The organism is Nocardia kruczakiae NBRC 101016 (assembly GCF_001612965.1).
GTDB lineage: Bacteria > Actinomycetota > Actinomycetes > Mycobacteriales > Mycobacteriaceae > Nocardia > Nocardia kruczakiae.
The window spans coordinates 118477-136325 of the sequence record NZ_BDBL01000015.1 but is presented as its reverse complement, the minus strand read 5'-3'; the positions used below and the strand labels follow the sequence as shown (position 1 = coordinate 136325).

Genomic DNA, 17849 nt, shown 5'->3' with positions numbered 1-17849 from the left:
GGAAATACGATGAGCACTGCCAGCGCAATTCACCTGACGCGCGATCCGGACGGGATCGTCACCTTGACGATCGATGACCCGAATCAACGTGTCAACACGATGAATTCACTGTTCGTGGAGTCCCTCGCCGCCGAACTCGACGCCATCGAGCGGGCCGATGATGTGACGGGGGTGATCATCACCTCCGCCAAGAAGACCTTCTTCGCCGGTGGTGACCTGAACGACCTGCGCACGGCGAGCCGCGACCGGCTCGACGAGTTCGCCGCGTTCGTCGAACGCAACAGCGCCCTGCTGCGGCGGCTGGAGAAACTGCCGGTTCCGGTGGTCGCGGCGATCAACGGCTCGGCACTGGGAGGCGGTCTGGAACTTGCCCTGGCCGCCCACCACCGAATCGTCGTCGATGCGCCCGATCTGCGCCTCGGACTGCCGGAGGTCACGCTGGGCCTGCTGCCCGGTGCGGGGGGAGTGGTGCGATCGGTGCGCATGCTCGGAGTCCGGGTGGCACTGCAGGAGCTGCTGCTCACCGGCAAAAAACACACGGTGGCCCACGCGCGCGAACTCGGTCTCGTCGATGAAGTCGTGTCCACCGTAGCTGAACTACCCGCGGCCGCAGCGGCCTGGATCCGGGAGCACGCCGATGCTCGACAGCCATGGGACACAACGGGATTCGACATTCCCGGCGGCGCTCCGGGCGACCGCGGGCAGGCGCTGGCCGCGACCCTGCCCGCCCTGGCGGCCAGCCTACGTGCGCAGACGAAAGGCGCTCCCTGCCCGGCGCGGGAGAACATCCTCGCCGCTGCGGTCGAAGGCGCTCAGGTCGATGTCGACAACGCCTTGACGATCGAGGCGCGCTACTTCCTGGATCTGGCGACCGGTCAGATCGCGAAGAATATGATTCAGGCGAACTTCTTCGATATGCGAGTGGTCAGCGGACCCCGCGGCCGTGATACGGCGCGTGAGCCGTGGTCGCCGCGTAAGGCGATCGTGCTCGGTGCCGGGATGATGGGTGCGGGAATCGCCTACCAGTGTGCGGTCTCGGGAATCGAGGTCGTACTCAAAGACGTGACCGCCGAGGCCGCACAGCGTGGCAAAGGTTATTCGCAGCGGGTGCTCGACAAGCGAGTGAAGTCCGGGCTGGTCTCCGCGAAGTTCCGGGACGAGGTGCTGGCTCGTATCCAGCCGACCGCCGATGCCGCCGACGCGGCCGGTGCCGATCTCGTGATCGAGGCGGTCTTCGAGGATCCAGCGCTCAAGACGAATGTGCTTCGTGAGATCGAGCCGCTGCTGGCCCCCGACGCGCTGATCGGATCGAACACATCTACCCTGCCGATCACGGGGCTCGCCGCCAGTGTCACCGACCCTGCACGCTTCATCGGGTTGCACTTCTTCAGCCCGGTGGACCGGATGCCGCTGCTCGAGATCATCAAGGGTGAGCGCACCTCGCAGGAAACCCTTTCCCGCGCATTGGATCTGGCGCGTCTGATCGCCAAGACACCGATCGTGGTCAACGACAGCCGGGGGTTCTTCACCAGCCGGGTGATCGGCACCTTCGTCAACGAGGCGTTGGCCATGCTGGGAGAAGGTGTGCCGGCGCCGGTGATCGAACAGGCGACGACCCGGGCGGGCTACCCGGCCCCGGCACTGCAACTGGCCGACGAGCTGAATCTGGAACTGCTGCGGCGAGTGCGTGACGCTTCCCGCGACGCCGCGAATGCCGCGGGCGGCACCTGGGTCGCGCATCCGGCCGAGGCGGTGCTCGATCGCATGTTGAACGAGTTCGGCCGCGCCGGTCGGTTGGCGGGGGCCGGCTTCTACGAATACGTCGACGGTGTCCGGCAGCGACTGTGGCCGCATCTGGCAGAGGCTTTCGGGGCGTCGCGGGCGGATGTGCCGTTCACCGATGTCAAGGAGCGAATGCTGTTCGTCGAGGCGATCGAGTCGGTGAAGTGTCTCGACGAGGGTGTTCTGGAGTCGGTGCCCGACGCCAACATCGGCTCGTTGCTGGGCATCGGTTATCCCGGCTGGACCGGTGGTGTTCTGCAGTACATCGACGGATATGCCGGAGGCGTAGCGGGTTTCGTGCGCCGTGCCGAGGAGTTGGCCGCCGCTTACGGCGACCGCTTCGCACCGCCGGCCTCACTGGTCGCCCTCGCCGGCGAGGGCGGCACACTCGCGGCCGCACACGCAGCCCGGGAGCCTGTGCGCTCCTGAGTTTTCCGGGCCGCTGTAGTTCTCGGCCCCCGGTCCGATCCGCCCGTCCTGGGCCGCCCCCCATCCGTAATCCATTGAGGGAGAACCATGTCCGAACGCCTCGTCGAGACCCGTGACAATGTGCGCATCAACGTCCGGGTGCTGGGGACGGGGCGACCGGTCCTCCTGATACACGGCTGGAGTCTCAGTGGGGAGGTCTGGGACCGGCAGATCCGAGTATTGGCGGACGCCGACTATCAGGTGCTGGCCATGGATATGCGGGGCCACGGTGGTTCCGACGCGCCGCTGGACGGGTACGACATCGGATCACTCGCCGAGGACGCGGCCGACGTGCTGGTCGCCCTCGGCATTCCGATCGCGGCGGTGGTGGGCTGGTCGCTCGGCGGCATGGTCGCACTGCGCCTGGCTTGTGATCATCCGGCCGCGGTCGAACGCGTCGTCATGGTCGCCTCCAATGGTGTCGCCGCGTCTCGTACCGAGTCCTTCCCTTTCGGCGTGCCCGCCGAGGGACCGTTGACCGCCATCCTCAACGCCGAGCACCGCGACCGGATCGCCCTGCGCCGCAGTGCGGTGGGCGATCCATTCAAGGAACCGCCGAACCCGGACCTGCTCGACTGGCTGCACAGAGTCTCGCTGCAGACGCCGAGCTGGGCGGCCGGGGCCGCTATGCGGACCCTTCTGTGCACCGATCAGACCCACATCCTGGACCGCGTGGCGATACCGGTGACTCAGATCATCGGCACTGCCGACCCCGCATTGTCGGTGCGCGGCGCGCGCTGGGTGTGCGAGCGTCTCGGCAGCACGCTCGTCGAACTCGACACCGGCCACTATCCGATGCTGGAAGCCGCTGCCGAGTTCGATGCGGCGCTGCTTGCCGCTCTTGCCGAAACAGACTGAGCGGCGGCACTTTCAGTTACCGGTGAACGCAGGGGGACGTCGCTGTGTGAACGCGGTGACCCCCTCCCGGAAATCGGGTGAATCGACCAATCGCGTCTGGCCGGCCACCTCGACTTCGAAACTCGCGTCCAGTCCGGAGAGCAGCGCCGTGTTGAGGCTGCGCTTGGTCGCCGCGAACGCGCCTGTGGGTCCGGCGGCCAGCTGGGCAGCCAGTTCGCCGGTGCGTCCGGGCAACGCGTCGTCGTCCACGATCTCATCGACCATGCCCCATCTCAGGGCGGTCTCGGCGTCGACGCGTTCTGCCAGCAGCGCCATCCTGGTAGCCCGGCCCAGTCCCACCCGTGCTCCGAGCAGCAGTGACGACCCGGCGTCCAAGGTCAGACCGACTCGCGCGAACGCGAGGGTGAAGGATGCCGACCGAGCCGCCACGATCTGATCGCAGGCCAACGCGAGCGAACATCCCGCGCCGACGGCCGCGCCGTTGACCGCGGCTATCACCGGTTTGGGCATGTTTCGCAGGGCACGCACTGTCGGGTTGTACCGCAGGCGCAGCTCTTCCTCGGTCCGTGGCGCCAGTCGGGTTCCGTCGGACAGGTCATCGAGTGAAAGGTCGGCGCCGGCAGAAAACGCACGACCGGCGCCGGTGAGTATCACGCAGCGCACCGAATCGTCGGTAGCCGCCGTTTCCACGGCATTGCGTAATTCGCTCTGCAGCGCGAGGTCGAAGGCGTTGAGGGCCTGCGGGCGAGCCAGGACCAATTGTGAAATGGCACCGGAACGGCGAATTTCGAGGACATTTGTACGAGAAATAGTTTCCCAGTCGGACATAGATTGGCAGCGTAGTCCATACACAGTGTACAGACAAGATGTTTTACCCCAATTCGCACGCCTTCCGACCGGGCGGAGAACGTGATTGACATTACATCTGAACACTATGTATGGTGCTCGTCATGTTCGAAGTTATTCCTGTTCCAGCCACTTTTGTGGCCATGGTGGGGGGCGCCCCTACATCCCGCGATCGCGCTGGAGTCCAGCGATGACCGCCGCGGCCACCGCGAAGGCGAGTGGTGCGTTCGACCAGGATTTCACCGCCGACCTGGACAGTGCTCGCGCGGCTTTCGGCAGTGGCCGAACACGTTCCTTGTCCTGGCGGACAGCGCAATTGGAAGGGCTGCTCCGGTTCATCGATGAATGCGAACCCGAAATCGCGGCGGCAGTCGAGTCCGATTTGGGCCGGAGTCCGATGGCGACGTTCATGGCCGATATCGGGCCGGTGCGGCACGAGATTCGCCATACCCTGTCACATCTGGCGCACTGGATGCGGCCGAACCCGGTGCGGATGAGCGCGGCGACGGCGCCGGGTAAGGCGTGGTCACTGCCCGAGCCGCTGGGGGTCGTGCTGATCCTCGGCACCTGGAACTTCCCGGTACTGCTTACTGTGCAACCTCTGGTGAGCGCACTTGCAGCGGGAAATACCGTGGTGCTCAAGCCCTCCGACGCCGCCGGCCGTACCGGTGCGCTGCTGGCCCGGTTGCTGCCGCGTTATGTCGATCCCGAGGCGGTCCGAGTGGTCCTCGGCGACGGTAAGGTCAACCGCCGGTTGCTGGAGCAGCGCTTCGACCACATCTTCTTCACCGGTTCGACCACGGTGGGCAAAGCCGTGATGACGGCGGCCGCACAGCATCTCACTCCCGTGACCTTGGAGCTGGGCGGCAAGAGTCCGGTGATCGTCACCGCGGATGCCGACATCGAGGTCGCCGCTCGCCGGATCGCCTGGGCCAAGTCCATCAACGCCGGGCAGACCTGCATCGCGCCGGATTACGTGCTGGTCGAGGACGCGGTGCGGCCACAACTGGTGGAACGACTGCTCGCGGAACTGCCGGCGCACGGCTCGAACGACACCACCCGCATCGTGAACGAACGCCAACTCGACCGGCTGGCCGGTGCGCTGGCCAGCCACGGTGGCGAACAGTTCGGCGGTGTGATCGATCGAGCGAAGCTGACCCTGACACCCGCCCTGGTGACTGATCCGGACCCCAGCTCCGAGCTCATGCGCGAGGAGATCTTCGGACCGATCCTGCCGCTGCTGTCGGTCGAAAACGTCCGGCATGCCATCGAATTCGTCAATCGCCGGCCCAAGCCACTGGCGCTGTACCTGTTCACCTCCTCGCGGGATACCGAGCGCACGGTGCTGGAGCAGACATCCTCCGGTGCGGTGGTGGTGAACCACTTGCTGTATCACCTGCTGGTGCCCGAACTGCCCTTCGGCGGAGTCGGTGACTCCGGGCTGGGCAACTACCACGGCAAACACGGGTTCGATACTTTCAGCCACTACAAGGCTGTGCTGCGCAAGCCGTCACGGCCCGACCCCGCGGCGGCCTATCCGCCCTATGGCGCGACGATGCAGAAGATACTGCGCCGCCTCATGGGCTGAGTCGTTCCTGCCCAGTTCGTTCGATCCGACCTGCCACAGGAGATGTGCAGTGAGTATTTCTGTATCCGGGGGGATTGCGCAGCGTGTCTGCGACTCGTTCGTTGACCGTATCCTGCGCGGCCTCGGCACGCTGGGTAGATCGGCGCGCCTGGGCGTAGACGTGACGCGCTTCTCGGTCGTCGACACGTTCGGCGCGCGGTTGCCGGTCGGCGAGGTGATCGAGCAGATGTGGAAATTGTTCAAAGTCACCGCATTACCCGCGCTACTGATGGCAGTGCCGATCGGCGCGGAGGTGTCGGTACAGGTCGGGGGCGTGATGGATCAGGTCGGCGCCAACTCGCTTGCCGGTGCTGCGAGCGGTTTGGGCGTAGTGAGTCAAGGGGCGCCGATGGCCGCCGGCCTGCTCATGAGTGGAGCGGCCGCATCCACCATCGCCTCGGACCTGAGCGCTCGCTCCATCCGGGAAGAAATCGACGCCATGCGCGTGATGGGTGTCAATCCGGTGCAGCGACTTGTGGTTCCCCGTTTCATCGCGATGGTCGCGATCGCGCCGGCGCTGTGCATTTTGATCATCGCGGCGGGTGTGGCGGCCGGTCTTATTATTTCGACCAACGTCAACGGGGTGGTGCCGGCCAGTTTCTGGCAGTCCTTCGGCGCCTTCGCCACGCCGGTCGATCTGCTCTTCTCTGTGGTCAAGGCTCTTCTGTTCGCGATCATCGTGGTGACGATCGCCAGCCTGCGTGGTCTGGAGGCCACCGGTGGTCCCAAGGGGGTCGCCAACGCCGTCAACGCCTCCGTCGTGCTCAGTGTTTTCTGCATCTTCATGACGAACTTGGCCGTGAGCCAGCTGCAGAACATGTTCTTTCCGGCGAGGCTGGCATGAGTATCGACAGTCTGAATTACCCGCTGACCCGGCCCGGACCACTGGCGCGCACCGGGCGCGCTGCGACCAGCTCGCTGCTGGGCCTCGTGTACGAGTTCGGGCAGATCGTGGCGTTCACCTGGAAGACGCTGACGTCCCTGCCGAAGACGGTGCGGCATTACTCCAAGCAGACGCTCAAGACCATGAGCGACATGGCCTGGGGCAGCGGCTCGCTCATCGTCGACGGTGGCGTGCTGAGCTTGATGTTCTTTTTGGGCGTCGCGGTCGGCGCGGTGGTGGCGATTCAGGCGTTCATGGCCTTCGATCTGCTCGGGTTCGGCGCGTTGACGGGCATCATCGGCTCGTTCGGCAACATCAGGGTGATCGCGCCGATCATCACCGGGATCGGCTTCGCCGCCCAGGCCGGCTGCCGGATGACCGCCGAGATCGGCGCCATGCGCATCTCGGAGGAGATCGATGCCACCGAATCGATGGGGCTGCAAGCGATTCCGTTCGTGGTGGGAACCCGTCTGGTCGGCGGCATGCTGGTGGTACTGCCGGGCTATCTGATGGCCATCGTGGTCAGCTTCATCACCGGTGGCCTGATCATCAAGATCGGGTACGGGCAGCCCTCGGGTACGTACGACCATTACTTCGCCCAGTTCGTCAATGCCGGTGATCTTGTCGCGTCCGTGGCCAAGGCGCTCGTGTTCTGCGCCATGGTGACCATGATCCATTGCTACTACGGCTATTTCGCCGCAGGTGGACCCGAGGGCGTCGGAATCGCCTCCGGGCGTGCCATCCGGGCGAGCCTGGTCGCCATCGTCGTTCTCAATTTTCTGATGACAGTTGCCATCTGGGGCCTCAACCCCGAACTTCCATTCAGGGGATGAATATGGCCAGACATATCAATCAAGACTTCATCCGAGGCGACCGGGGCCGCCAACTACGGGTACTGGCGCTGTGTGGCGGCGCCGCGGCGCTCGTGATGGTGATCGCGGTAATCGCGGGATCCTGGGCCTATTCGAAAGTGACAGCGCCGCAGGGGATCCGGCTGCAAATCGTGGTACCCGCGCTGGGACCGGGTGTCGAAGCCGGATCGAAGGTGCTCGTCCGTGGCGCTGAGGTCGGCAAGGTCACCGAGGTCACCGCGCTCGGCTCCGGCACCGTGAAAGTGGCTCTCGTGCTCGACCAGAAGATGGACACGATCCTCACCGACAGTCTCGATGTCGATTTCCGGCCGGAGAACTACTTCGGTGTCACCGCGGTGAACCTGATCGAACGTCCCGGCGGTGCGGCCCTCACCAGCGGCGAGGTCCTACAGCGCACCACAGCACCCGATTTCACCATGTCCACGATGCTGGAGCAGGTATCGACGGTCGTGGACGGCACGCTCACCTCGAGCATGATCGCCACGTTGAACAAGATGATGACCTATGCCAACGGCCTGGCACCGTTGATTCGCACCGGCGTGATCATCGCCCAGCAGATGTCACGCACCCAGCAGCACATGCCGGTCGAGTTGCTGATCCGTGCCAACGACGTGCTGACACAGCTACCGGCCTTCGGCCGGGGCGCGGCCGACGCCTTGTATGCGATCTACAACAGCGCCTACAACAAGCGCCCGGACGGAAGCACCGGTGTGGACGACGCCTTCATGTCCGAAACCGATCAAGCGTTGACCCTGGCGGCATCGGACCTTTTCGGCTTGGCCGGCTCCCTGCTGGCCTCGCACGACAGCGAACTGACCCCGGTCACCGCATCGGTGAACGAGGTCGTCGCTCCACTGCCCGGCCTGCTCGGCAACGGCCGAATGAGCGAACTGAACGCCGCCGTCGACAGGATCGAATCGTCGTTCAGCGGCACCCCGGAGCAGAAGACGCTGCAACTGCGGGTCGTGCTGGACGGTGTACCGGCGCTCGCCGGACCGCTGGCACAGCTCGGCGCGCTCTCCGGACCGGCGCGAGGGGGACACTGATGGCGAGCGGACGCGGACGACTCTGGGCCGCAATCAAACTCGCGGCGGTGGCCGTGGTGACCGTGTTGCTCTTCGTGATCGTGCTCAACGCGATGCGCAACCCGGTCGAGCAGAGCACCCGTGGTTACTCCGCCGAATTCACCGACGTTTCCGGCCTCCGCGTGAACGGCGATGTGCGGCTCGAGGGGTTGCGTATCGGCAAAGTAACGGGCGTCGAACTGATCCATCAGGGCGCTGGGATGGCCGCGCGGGTCACCTTCTCGATGGAACGCCGGTATCAGCTCACCGATACCACCACGCTCGCGATCAAGTATCAGAACCTGACCGGGGTCCGCTTCATCGATGTCGGCTTGGGTGCGCAACCCGGGAAACCGGTCGATCACCTGAGTGCCTCGGCCACGCGCCCCTCGTTCGACATCACTTCCCTGTTCAACGGTTTGCAGCCGGTCTTGTCGACCATGAACACCGACCAGATCAATGCTTTCGCCGAGAACGCCATCGCGGTGCTGCAGGGCGATGGCGGAGGGCTGGCGCCGATGTTGGACAGTGCGCAGCGGCTGGCCTCCTACGCCCAGGACCGTCAGCGGCTGATCTCTACCCTGACCGGCAACGTCGCGCGGATCGCCGACTCCATGGGCGGCCGGTCACCGTATGTGATCGAGTTCCTGAAGGCCATGAGTCTGCCCATCAGCAACGCCATGACGGTGCTCGACGAGTTCCCCAAGACCGCATCGGCCGGCCCGGCGCTGGTCGAGCCGATCGAGCGACTGCTCGCGGCGCTGGGATTTCGCAGCGACCTGGACGTGGACGCGTTGGTCGGCCACGCATTCGCCTCGCTCACCGAGGCCGTGGATTCGTTTCGGCTGATGCCGGGTGCGCTGGCCGGGCTGCAGGTCGCGCACCCTCGTCCGGAGAACGCTCGATGCAGCAACGGGCACGCGCACCTGCCGCCCGATATGGAGGTCCTGCTCAATGGTAGTGAGGTCGTACTGTGCAACGCCAAATAACAAGGGGTAGAAGGGGACTGCGCGACCGGGCACGCACGGTGTGGCACAACGACGTGCTCCTGGGAACCGCTGTCGTCGGCGCCACGATGGTCGTCGTCGTCGGTTTCGCCGGGCTGTACCTGCATCCGCCCGGACAGCAGACCATCGCCTTCGAGACAACCGATGCTTCCGCCGTCGAACCCGGTGCCGACGTCCGTGTCGCCGGCATCAGCGTGGGCAAGGTCTCCGACATAGCCATCGGCGCTTCCACCGTGACCGTGCGCGCTCGAATCGACCACACCATTCACGTCGGTGACCAGTCCCGCATCGAGGTGCGAATGCTGACCCCTGTCGGTGGCTACGCGGTATCGCTCATCCCGCTCGGTTCCCGTACCGACCACAACGGCGTGATTCCGGTGGACCGGGTCGCGATGCCGTACTCGATCGGTGATGTGCTGCAGAGCGCACCCACTGTCACCGACCATGTGGATGCCGCGACCATGAACGCCAATCTGCGCCAGGTCGCACAAGCACTGCAGGCGAATACCACCTCGCTGGGCACGATCGTCAACGGCATGAACTCCGTCGCGGAAGTCCTCGATCGGCAACGGCAGCAGATTCACCAGGTGGCAGCATTGGCTGCCGAGTATCTACAGACATTCAACGCCAACCGCGGGTTCATCTTCGAATTGATCGGCAAGATCGACACCGTTCTCACCACCTATCAAAACAATGCGGCGGGATTCAACTACGCGTACGAACTACTCGGCAGTGCGCTGTCGAGGCTGCAACCGCTGGAGTCGTATTATCTGGCCCACTCCGAGGAAGTCTTCGCCCACTTCCGCGATCTGCGGGATCTGATCACCGAAATGCGGCAGCACCTCGGTCCGGCCATCGACAATCTCACGCAGCTGCGCGGACAACTCGAGCAATGGCTGACGCCGGCGGGCATGGCCGAATTCGGCGGCGGTGTGCTGGCCAGTTCTCTGTGTATTCCGATACCCGGGCGGGAGTGCTGATATGCGCGTATCCAAACGAGCCACGGTAGTGACACTGGCGCTCGCCACCACAGCCGCACTCGCCACGACCGCAGTGGTGCACTACGCCCGCGGTACGGGATCGGTCGGCACCGCACCGGTCGCGGCAAGCGATGGCTACTGCGTCGATATGCCCGATGCCATCGGCCTGTACCCCGGTAACCCGGTGACGCAGATGGGCTTTCGGGTCGGCAAGGTACGGGCCGTGACCGAGCGAGGTGACCACGTGCGCGTCGAGTTCGCCCTCGACGGCGGTCGACGCTACCCCGCGGACGTGCGGGTGGTCACCCGCTCGAAATCGCTTCTCGCCGACCGCAGCCTGGAACTGGTGGGCAACTACACCGCCGGTCCCGTCCTGCGGCCGGGGCAATGTGTGCCCATCAGCCGCAGCTACACCCCGAAGAGCATCTCCCAGATCGCCGGTTCGGCAGCGGATTTCATCGACGCGCTGTCGGCGACGAGCGACGAGAGCGTACGAGGTTCGGTCGCCGGATTGGACACCGCACTCGACGGAACAGGCCCCGCCATCCACGCCATGTTGGATCATGCGGCCTCGGCTGCCGCCAGCCCGGACCAGGTCACCTCGGATATCGGCTCGTCGATCATGAACATGGCCCCATTGACGGAGAACGCCCTGCACGACTGGGATCGCATCAGCTCGATCCTCGACCGGATGCCGCAAATCGCCGCCCAAGGCACCGAACTGTTCGGGTTCGTCGCCCGCTTCGATCGAGGCGTCGGCTGGCTGGTCGCCACCATCTACGACATCCAGCGCCACTACGGCGAACAACTGTGGCCGTTCATGCAGGGACCGGTCGCCGAACTGATTCATCTGGCCGCCACCCGCGCACCGGATCTCGCGAAATTGTACGGAACCGTCCCGGCGATCGTCACCGCCGCGAACTACCAGGCCGACTCCGGCGGTGGATTGTCGGTGCCATACCAGCCGCCATCGGTTCCGGTGGACGCCGCCGCGTGCGAACTGCTCGGGCCGCAGTGCGTAAACAACCAATTCGCCCCGGGCACAGTGAATCTGCTGTCCCTGATCGTTCGGAGGGCGTCGTGAGAAGTTCCGAAATCGGCCGCGGGTTGCGGGTATCCGCCATCGCCGTGGGAACAGTGATCGCACTATCGGTTGCCGGATGTTCCCTGGGCCCCAACGATCTTCCTTCTGTTCGTGCGGGCGTACACACCGACTACACGGTGACCGTCAAATTCGACAATGTCATGAATTTGCCCTCCGGCGCGGACGTCCTCTTCGACGGGTTGCGCGTAGGGCAGGTAAAAGCGCTGACATCTACCCCGGACGGGGTCGATGTCACCGTCGGGCTCAGCGGGAACACCAAGGTGCCCGGCGACGCCGGTGCGATCATTCGGCAGAACACTCTGCTCGGCGACACCTACATCGCGCTGATCCCGAACACCGACAGAGACCCCGATCAGGGCTTCCTCGGCCCGGGCGGGGTGATCCCCATGAATCGCACCACGTCACCACCACAATTGGAGGACACCATCGCGGTGCTCGCCTATTTCGTCAACGGCGGCAGCATCCAGAAGATGCAGGACACCATGGCAACCTTGAACCGGACCATGCCGGCGCTTGCCGACGTCAGGCGAATGGCTTCCACTGTCGCGGCGGACATGTCCGATCTGGCTTCCGGCACTGCGGAACTCGATCGACTGCTGAACGGATTCAACGACACCGCGACTGCGGTCGACGACAAGGCCACCGAATGGCAGGCCGCCTTCGGTGAGCAGGGCGCCTACTACTGGCACAATGTGGCGCGCGCCGTCGTCGCTCACATCAGCACGCTGCTACCGTCGGTCGGATCCATCTTCGAAGGTGGGCTCTGGCTCACTCCGATGTTGAATTCACTGGCCGGAACGGCGGAATCAGGACGCGGCATCTGGGACGGCGCGCCCGCGACCATGGTGCGGATAAACAACTTCCTTCGCACCACGCTGCTGCCCTTCGCGCAACATCCCGCTGTGAACGTCACCTCGGTGAGCAGCGGCAACGGTGACGAGCTCATCGGTGACGCGACATCCATTCTGCGCATGCTGGGAGCAGTTCGATGATCACCCGCACCCGTGTCTCGGTGGTGGCCATGACGGCCTTGACCGCGTTGTCGTTGCTCTATATCCAGCGCGTCGGCCTGGATGTCGACCGATTCCGCGACACCCGCACGGCCACCATGACAGTGCCGGACACCAACGGCGTCCTGGTCGGCGCCCGCGTCTTGCTGCGCGGCGTGCCCATCGGAAAGGTCACCGCGATCACGCCCGTGGCAGGCGGCGTCCGGCTCGCCCTTCGCTATGAGGACTCCCATCACATTCCCGTGCGAAGCTGGTTCCGGATCGACAATCTGTCCGCGCTCGGCGAGTCGTACATCTCCGTGCTTCCCGACACCGCGAACGGGCCCTACCTGGCTGACGGTGCGCAGGTCGCGGCGGACCGAGTTTCGGTCCCGACCACGTTCGAGGAACTCTCGGCCCGGCTGACGCACCTGCTACAGCAGGTCGCCCCTGATCAGGTCCAGGGGATCTTTCACGCTCTCGATGTCGGCCTGCCTGGTGGTGTGCAAGTGATCGGCGACCTCAACCGCGCCGGCTCCTTGCTCGCAGCCGAATTCACCGAGCAGACCGACAACTTGGTCACCCTGCTCAGCACGCTACAGCCGTTGCTGATGCGATCCGGCGATGTCCCCGCAAGCCTCGCTGCGACGAGTCCGCAGCTCGCCGGTTTCGGCGTCGGATTCCAGGATCTGCTGAACTCGGTGCGCGACGCGATGCGGCGCGGGCCGTTGCTGGATGGTATTCGCGACGGTGCCAGTCCGCTCTTCGGCGAACTACAAAAATTTCTCGATCACACGGCATCCGATCTGAAGGTTATCGGCGTAAATCTCTTGCCCGCTGCCCAGGCCGGCGGCGCCGCACTGCGAACGGTCGACCTCGGAAGCCTACTGGGCCGCGTGCTCGCTGCCACGGATCCTCCTGGCGCACTCACCGTGCACGTCCCAGCGGTCTCGCCCCCTAATTAGAAGTCCCGAATCGGAAGGAACAGGTTGATGCCGGAGAAGTCATCGGCCACAGCGGTCATCGAAGAGAACGAGAACACAGAAGTCGCCGATCGCGCGGAAGGAAATGCGGTGTGGCGGCGGAACAGTCGTCGACCTATTGTGACGCGCAGGGCCGGGGCGATCCTGGCGGCTGTGGTGGTATCCGTCGTTATCGCAGTGCTCGGCTGGAAGTGGCATTCGGCCGCCGACGGGCTCGATCGTCGGGACGCCGACGCAGCGAATCAGCGGCACGCGGAACAGGTCGCCCTCGACTACGCGACCGGTGCGGCGCAGATGAGTTTTCAGAACACTCAGGAGTGGCGCGGCAGGTTGACGAAGAACACCACGCCCGAACTGACCGACCGGTTGAGCAAGGCCGCTACGTCCATGGAGCAGCTCATCGGACCGCTTCAATGGTCATCCACCGCCCACCCGATCGCTGCGAAGACGGAGTCGGAGTCCAACGGTGTGTTCCATGTGATCTGTTTCGTCGACGTGCTCACCAAAAATGTCCAGGCTCCCGACGGCGTGCAATCGACGGCAACCTACAAACTCAGCATCGACAGTGGCAAGAACTGGACAATCACCGAGATCAGCGGAATCGACTCCGCGCTGGGTAGTGCGCCGCGCTGATCTGCGCACTGATATCGAGAAGGGATTGTCGTGGGTGTTGAGGTCAAAACCGAGAGTGTTACGAAATCTTTCGGTTCCCAGCGTATTTGGCAGGACGTCACTCTGACGCTGCCTCCGGGGGAAGTCAGTGCTCTGCTCGGCCCGTCCGGTACGGGTAAGTCGGTGTTTTTGAAGTCGTTGATCGGTCTGCTGCGCCCCGAGCGGGGCTCGATCTTCATCGACGGGACCGACATCACCACCTGTTCGAACAAGGAGCTCTACGAGATCCGCAAGTTGTTCGGCGTTCTGTTCCAGGACGGCGCGCTGTTCGGTTCGATGAACCTGTTCGACAACGTGGCCTTCCCGCTGCGGGAACACACGAAGAAGAGCGAGTCCGAGATCAGGCAGATCGTGATGGAGAAGCTCGAGCTGACGGGTCTGCTCGGCGCCGAGGGCAAGCTGCCCGGTGAGATCTCCGGTGGTATGCGCAAGCGTGCCGGCCTGGCCCGTGCGCTGGTGCTGGACCCGCAGATCATCCTCGTCGACGAGCCGGACTCGGGTCTGGACCCGGTGCGTACGACGTATCTGTCGCAGCTGCTGATCGATATCAACGCGCAGATCGACGCGACGATTCTGATCGTGACCCACAACATCAACCTGGCGCGTAGCGTGCCCGACAACATCGGCATGCTGTTCCGCCGTCAGCTGGTGATGTTCGGTCCGCGCGAGGTGTTGCTGACGTCGGAGGAGCCGGTGGTCAAGCAGTTCCTCAACGGCCGCATGGTCGGTCCGATCGGTATGTCGGAGGAGAAGGACGAGGCCCAGATGGCGCGCGAGCAGGCCCTCGCCGACGCCGGCCATTACGACTCGGGTATCGACGAGGTCGAGGGTATTCCGCCGCAGATGAAGGCGCAGCCGGGTATGCCGGTGCGTCAGGCCGTGGAACGCCGCCGCCGCCGGGTCCTCGAGATCATGCACACGCTGCCGCAGCAGGCCCAGCTCGCCATCGGAGAATCCATGGACCAGAACAGCGATACTCAAGTCATGCTGGCCTACACGCCGCGGTGAGGACGGTTCGTCGCGCTGCTGAATACGTTGCGCCGTCACGTTTTTCGTATACCTCGATTTCGAGTGGTCGTGACGCTCCGGTGCGTGTTGCTGCCCATGAGATTCTGAACTTCTTCGAAAAGTGCCCCGCATGTGGGTATTTCGCTATCTCGATCCTCGTTGTGAGGCAGATGCTCGACGACACTTCTGAAGCAGAGCTTCAGAGTCGTCGCAGGTTCTCACCGAACAATCACGACGTAAATTGCGTTCCGTGATCGGCATGCAGGGCTGGCGGTCCTGCTCGCAGGCGTAGCTGGAGACGATCTCGGCCTCCGGCCGACCCGCCGTCTAGACCGAGGTCAGATCCGCCGTTATCCCGACACTCCCCCCAGGTGGTTGCTCACGGGAGCCAGAGGCATCTGGACCGACGGGCTGTGCGTCGAACGCGAGGATCGAGACAACGTACAGGGTCGATGGGCCGTTGTGTACGCCACCGCGGTAGCCGCCGCGCAGGTCCGTGACGTGGTCGTGTGGCTGGCAGACACTGGCTACACCGGTTACGGGCGGTTGAATCAAGAGCAAAGAGGTACGCTTGAGTCGCGACAGGTTTGTGGTTGGATAGCGCCGACTCTCGACTGTCTGGCCTGGCTGAATCAACTGGGGTGGGGTACCAGCTAGGGCGGGGATGGGACGCAGGCATGTACACCTTTCGCCAGTCGGATGGTCACGGGACGACACAATGGATGACACGTCAGTTGGTGGCGGGGACACGATCTCAGCGGAGGCGTTCGGGCGATATCGGCTGTTGACGCTGCTGGGTCAGGGTGGCATGGGCCAGGTGTGGCGGGCGCATGATTCGCTGACCAACCGGGTGGTCGCACTCAAGGTGTTGCCTGAGCGCTTTGCCGATGACGAGCAGCTGCGCGAGAGGTTCCGCCGGGAGTGCCGGGCGGTGGCGCAGTTGACCGAGCCGCATGTGATCCCCATACACGACTTCGGCGATATCGACGGTAGGCTCTATCTGAATATGCGCTTGATCGAGGGCACCGACCTGCGCAAGGTGATTACGCGAGAAGGGGCCTTGTCGCCGCGGCGGGCGGTGTCGATCATCACGCAGGTGGCCGGCGCGCTACAGGCGGCCCACGATGTCGGGCTGGTACACCGCGATGTCAAACCCACCAACATCCTGCTGGGGGCCGATGAGTTCGCCTCCCTGATCGACTTCGGGATCGCCCACGCCGCCGACGACCGTACGCTGACCTCGATCGGTGAGACCATCGGCACCGTCGCCTACATGGCGCCGGAGGAGATCGGCGCGGAGGTCAAGGCCGATGCTCGAGTGGACGTGTACGCGTTGACGTGCGTGCTGTATGAGTGCCTGACCGGTCGAGCACCGTTCGCGAGCGCAGCGGGGGTGCAGGGTGTGATCGCCCATCACCTGCACACCCCGCCGCCGCGTCCCAGCACCACTACACCCGATGTACCGACTGCGTTCGATACTGTCATCGCCAAGGGCATGGCCAAAAACCCCGAGGAGCGTTACCAGACCGTACGCGAGCTGGCGGCGGCGGCCAACGCCGCGCTGGGCGATTCCGCGGTCAGCACCACTGGGGCTGCGCGCCGTGGGCGGCGAATCAGATTGTCGCCCAAGACCGCCGGGCTACTCGCCGCCGCGGTCGCGGTGACGGTGGTGGCCGCCGTAGCTGTCGTCATCGGTGTTCAACGGCAATCGGGCGGCGGTGGCAGCTCGCCCCCGCCTGTCAACTCGGCCTACTCGGCACAGACTGCGCTGCCGTTCACCGGCGTCAGCTTGGCCACTGATGTGGCTGTGGACGCGGCTGGCAACGTATATGTCACCGACATGGGTAACGATCGGGTGGTGAAGTTGGCGGCGGGTGCGTCGGCCCCGACCCCGCTGCCGTTCACCGGGCTGAATAATCCCCAGGGTGTGGCGGCCGACACGGCAGGCAACGTCTACGTCACCGACACGAGTAACAATCGGGTGGTGAAGTTGGGGGTGGGTGCGTCGACGGCGACCCCGCTGCCGTTCACCGGGCTCAAGGATCCCGAGGGGGTGGCGGTCGATACGGCGGGAGATGTGTACGTCAGCGACCGGGGCAACGATCGGGTGGTGAGGTTGGCGGCGGGTGCGTCGGCGCCGACGACGCTGCCGTTCACGGGGCTCCGAGATCCCCACGGGGTCGCGGTCGACGCTGCGCACAACGTATATGTCACCGAATTGAGTACCGAGCGGGTCGTGAGGTTGGCGGCGGGTGCGTCGACGCCGACCACGTTGCCGTTCGCCGGGCTGAAGGATCCTCAGGGCGTGGCAGTCGACAAGGCGGGAGACTTGTACGTCGTGGACTGGGGTAATCAATGGGTGGTGAGGTTGGCGGCGGGTGCGTCGACGCCGACTCCGCTGCCGTTCACCGGCCTGAAGAATCCCCAGGGTGTGGCAGTCGACACGGCGGGCAACATTTATATCACCGACCTGGGCGCCGATCCGGTGGTGAAACTCCCGGTAGGCTGAGGCGCTCGGAGCGATCGAGATCGTGGGAAAACCGCAGCGTGGGACCGCGTAAGTGGCTCCGCCGAGCCGAGGTCGATGCGGGTGAGCCGAGGGCGTCTCAATCGACGACGCGGGGGAGATCCGCGAACTCGAACTCGAGAACGCCGAAACAATCGAAATCCATGAGGCGGCAACAAATTTTCTCGCAGGGAAGAGC

15 protein-coding genes are annotated in these 17849 nt (G+C 64.6%); 14 read left to right on the top strand and 1 reads right to left on the bottom strand.

Translation table 11 applies throughout. The annotated features are described in order from the left end of the window. Nucleotides 1-9 precede the first annotated feature (9 nt). Entirely contained in the window at nucleotides 10-2211 is a 2202-nt protein-coding gene (locus NK1_RS13035) for a 3-hydroxyacyl-CoA dehydrogenase NAD-binding domain-containing protein (protein WP_063008787.1), read from the top strand. 87 nt (nucleotides 2212-2298) lie between these two features. Continuing rightward, a complete protein-coding gene (locus tag NK1_RS13030; protein ID WP_063008786.1) occupies nucleotides 2299-3108 on the top strand; it encodes an alpha/beta fold hydrolase in 810 nt (269 codons plus the stop codon). 12 nt (nucleotides 3109-3120) lie between these two features. On the opposite strand, the gene NK1_RS13025 is transcribed toward NK1_RS13030, so the two are convergent. Continuing rightward, nucleotides 3121-3936 carry an enoyl-CoA hydratase/isomerase family protein gene (locus tag NK1_RS13025; protein ID WP_063008785.1) on the bottom strand — a complete coding sequence of 272 codons (816 nt, stop codon included), beginning with the start codon at nucleotides 3934-3936 and terminating at the stop codon, nucleotides 3121-3123. Between the two features lie 208 nt (nucleotides 3937-4144). On the opposite strand from NK1_RS13025, the gene NK1_RS13020 reads away from it, so the two are divergent. The 12 genes from NK1_RS13020 (at nucleotide 4145) to NK1_RS12965 (ending at nucleotide 17653) form a co-directional block, all read left to right on the top strand. After that, on the top strand, nucleotides 4145-5542 hold the full coding sequence (locus NK1_RS13020; protein ID WP_063008784.1) for an aldehyde dehydrogenase family protein: 1398 nt from the start codon (nucleotides 4145-4147) through the stop codon (nucleotides 5540-5542). 73 nt (nucleotides 5543-5615) lie between these two features. Further along, nucleotides 5616-6425, top strand: a complete 810-nt coding sequence (locus tag NK1_RS13015) for an MlaE family ABC transporter permease (protein WP_063008828.1) — start codon at nucleotides 5616-5618, stop codon at nucleotides 6423-6425. Further along, on the top strand, nucleotides 6422-7297 hold the full coding sequence (locus NK1_RS13010) for an MlaE family ABC transporter permease (RefSeq protein WP_083871560.1): 876 nt from the start codon (nucleotides 6422-6424) through the stop codon (nucleotides 7295-7297). Before NK1_RS13015 ends, NK1_RS13010 begins: the two co-directional genes overlap by 4 nt. A gap of 2 nt (nucleotides 7298-7299) precedes the next feature. Further along, on the top strand, nucleotides 7300-8382 hold the full coding sequence (locus NK1_RS13005) for an MlaD family protein (protein ID WP_063008783.1): 1083 nt from the start codon (nucleotides 7300-7302) through the stop codon (nucleotides 8380-8382). Beyond that, nucleotides 8382-9389 carry an MlaD family protein gene (locus tag NK1_RS13000; RefSeq protein ID WP_063008782.1) on the top strand — a complete coding sequence of 336 codons (1008 nt, stop codon included), beginning with the start codon at nucleotides 8382-8384 and terminating at the stop codon, nucleotides 9387-9389. The genes NK1_RS13005 and NK1_RS13000 overlap by 1 nt, the downstream gene beginning before the upstream one ends. 53 nt (nucleotides 9390-9442) lie before the next feature. Further along, nucleotides 9443-10387: an MlaD family protein gene (locus NK1_RS12995; protein WP_245660469.1), complete on the top strand. Its 945-nt coding sequence runs from the start codon at nucleotides 9443-9445 to the stop codon at nucleotides 10385-10387. 1 nt (nucleotide 10388) lies between these two features. Continuing rightward, nucleotides 10389-11471 (top strand): MlaD family protein, encoded by a 1083-nt coding sequence (locus NK1_RS12990; protein ID WP_063008781.1) that lies wholly within the window; start codon nucleotides 10389-10391, stop codon nucleotides 11469-11471. Then, nucleotides 11468-12484 carry an MlaD family protein gene (locus NK1_RS12985; protein WP_373281747.1) on the top strand — a complete coding sequence of 339 codons (1017 nt, stop codon included), beginning with the start codon at nucleotides 11468-11470 and terminating at the stop codon, nucleotides 12482-12484. The genes NK1_RS12990 and NK1_RS12985 overlap by 4 nt, the downstream gene beginning before the upstream one ends. Further along, nucleotides 12481-13446, top strand: coding sequence for an MlaD family protein (locus tag NK1_RS12980; RefSeq protein WP_063008780.1), 966 nt, complete (start codon nucleotides 12481-12483; stop codon nucleotides 13444-13446). Before NK1_RS12985 ends, NK1_RS12980 begins: the two co-directional genes overlap by 4 nt. A gap of 27 nt (nucleotides 13447-13473) precedes the next feature. Beyond that, the gene (locus tag NK1_RS12975; RefSeq protein WP_157104242.1) at nucleotides 13474-14097 is read left to right on the top strand and encodes a hypothetical protein; all 624 of its coding nucleotides are present in this window, start codon (nucleotides 13474-13476) and stop codon (nucleotides 14095-14097) included. A 30-nt stretch (nucleotides 14098-14127) separates the two neighbouring features. Beyond that, nucleotides 14128-15144: an ABC transporter ATP-binding protein gene (locus tag NK1_RS12970; protein ID WP_157104241.1), complete on the top strand. Its 1017-nt coding sequence runs from the start codon at nucleotides 14128-14130 to the stop codon at nucleotides 15142-15144. Nucleotides 15145-15808: 664 nt separating this feature from the next. Then, nucleotides 15809-17653, top strand: a complete 1845-nt coding sequence (locus NK1_RS12965; RefSeq protein ID WP_374726777.1) for a serine/threonine-protein kinase PknD — start codon at nucleotides 15809-15811, stop codon at nucleotides 17651-17653. Nucleotides 17654-17849 lie beyond the last annotated feature (196 nt).

Coding starts and splice junctions, on each gene's coding strand:
- NK1_RS13035 (WP_063008787.1), top strand. CDS start 10: ATGAGCACTGCCAGCGCAATTCACCTGACGCGCGATCCGGACGGGATC.
- NK1_RS13030 (WP_063008786.1), top strand. CDS start 2,299: ATGTCCGAACGCCTCGTCGAGACCCGTGACAATGTGCGCATCAACGTC.
- NK1_RS13025 (WP_063008785.1), bottom strand. CDS start 3,936: ATGTCCGACTGGGAAACTATTTCTCGTACAAATGTCCTCGAAATTCGC.
- NK1_RS13020 (WP_063008784.1), top strand. CDS start 4,145: ATGACCGCCGCGGCCACCGCGAAGGCGAGTGGTGCGTTCGACCAGGAT.
- NK1_RS13010 (WP_083871560.1), top strand. CDS start 6,422: ATGAGTATCGACAGTCTGAATTACCCGCTGACCCGGCCCGGACCACTG.
- NK1_RS13005 (WP_063008783.1), top strand. CDS start 7,300: ATGGCCAGACATATCAATCAAGACTTCATCCGAGGCGACCGGGGCCGC.
- NK1_RS13000 (WP_063008782.1), top strand. CDS start 8,382: ATGGCGAGCGGACGCGGACGACTCTGGGCCGCAATCAAACTCGCGGCG.
- NK1_RS12990 (WP_063008781.1), top strand. CDS start 10,389: ATGCGCGTATCCAAACGAGCCACGGTAGTGACACTGGCGCTCGCCACC.
- NK1_RS12980 (WP_063008780.1), top strand. CDS start 12,481: ATGATCACCCGCACCCGTGTCTCGGTGGTGGCCATGACGGCCTTGACC.
- NK1_RS12975 (WP_157104242.1), top strand. CDS start 13,474: ATGCCGGAGAAGTCATCGGCCACAGCGGTCATCGAAGAGAACGAGAAC.
- NK1_RS12965 (WP_374726777.1), top strand. CDS start 15,809: ATGGGACGCAGGCATGTACACCTTTCGCCAGTCGGATGGTCACGGGAC.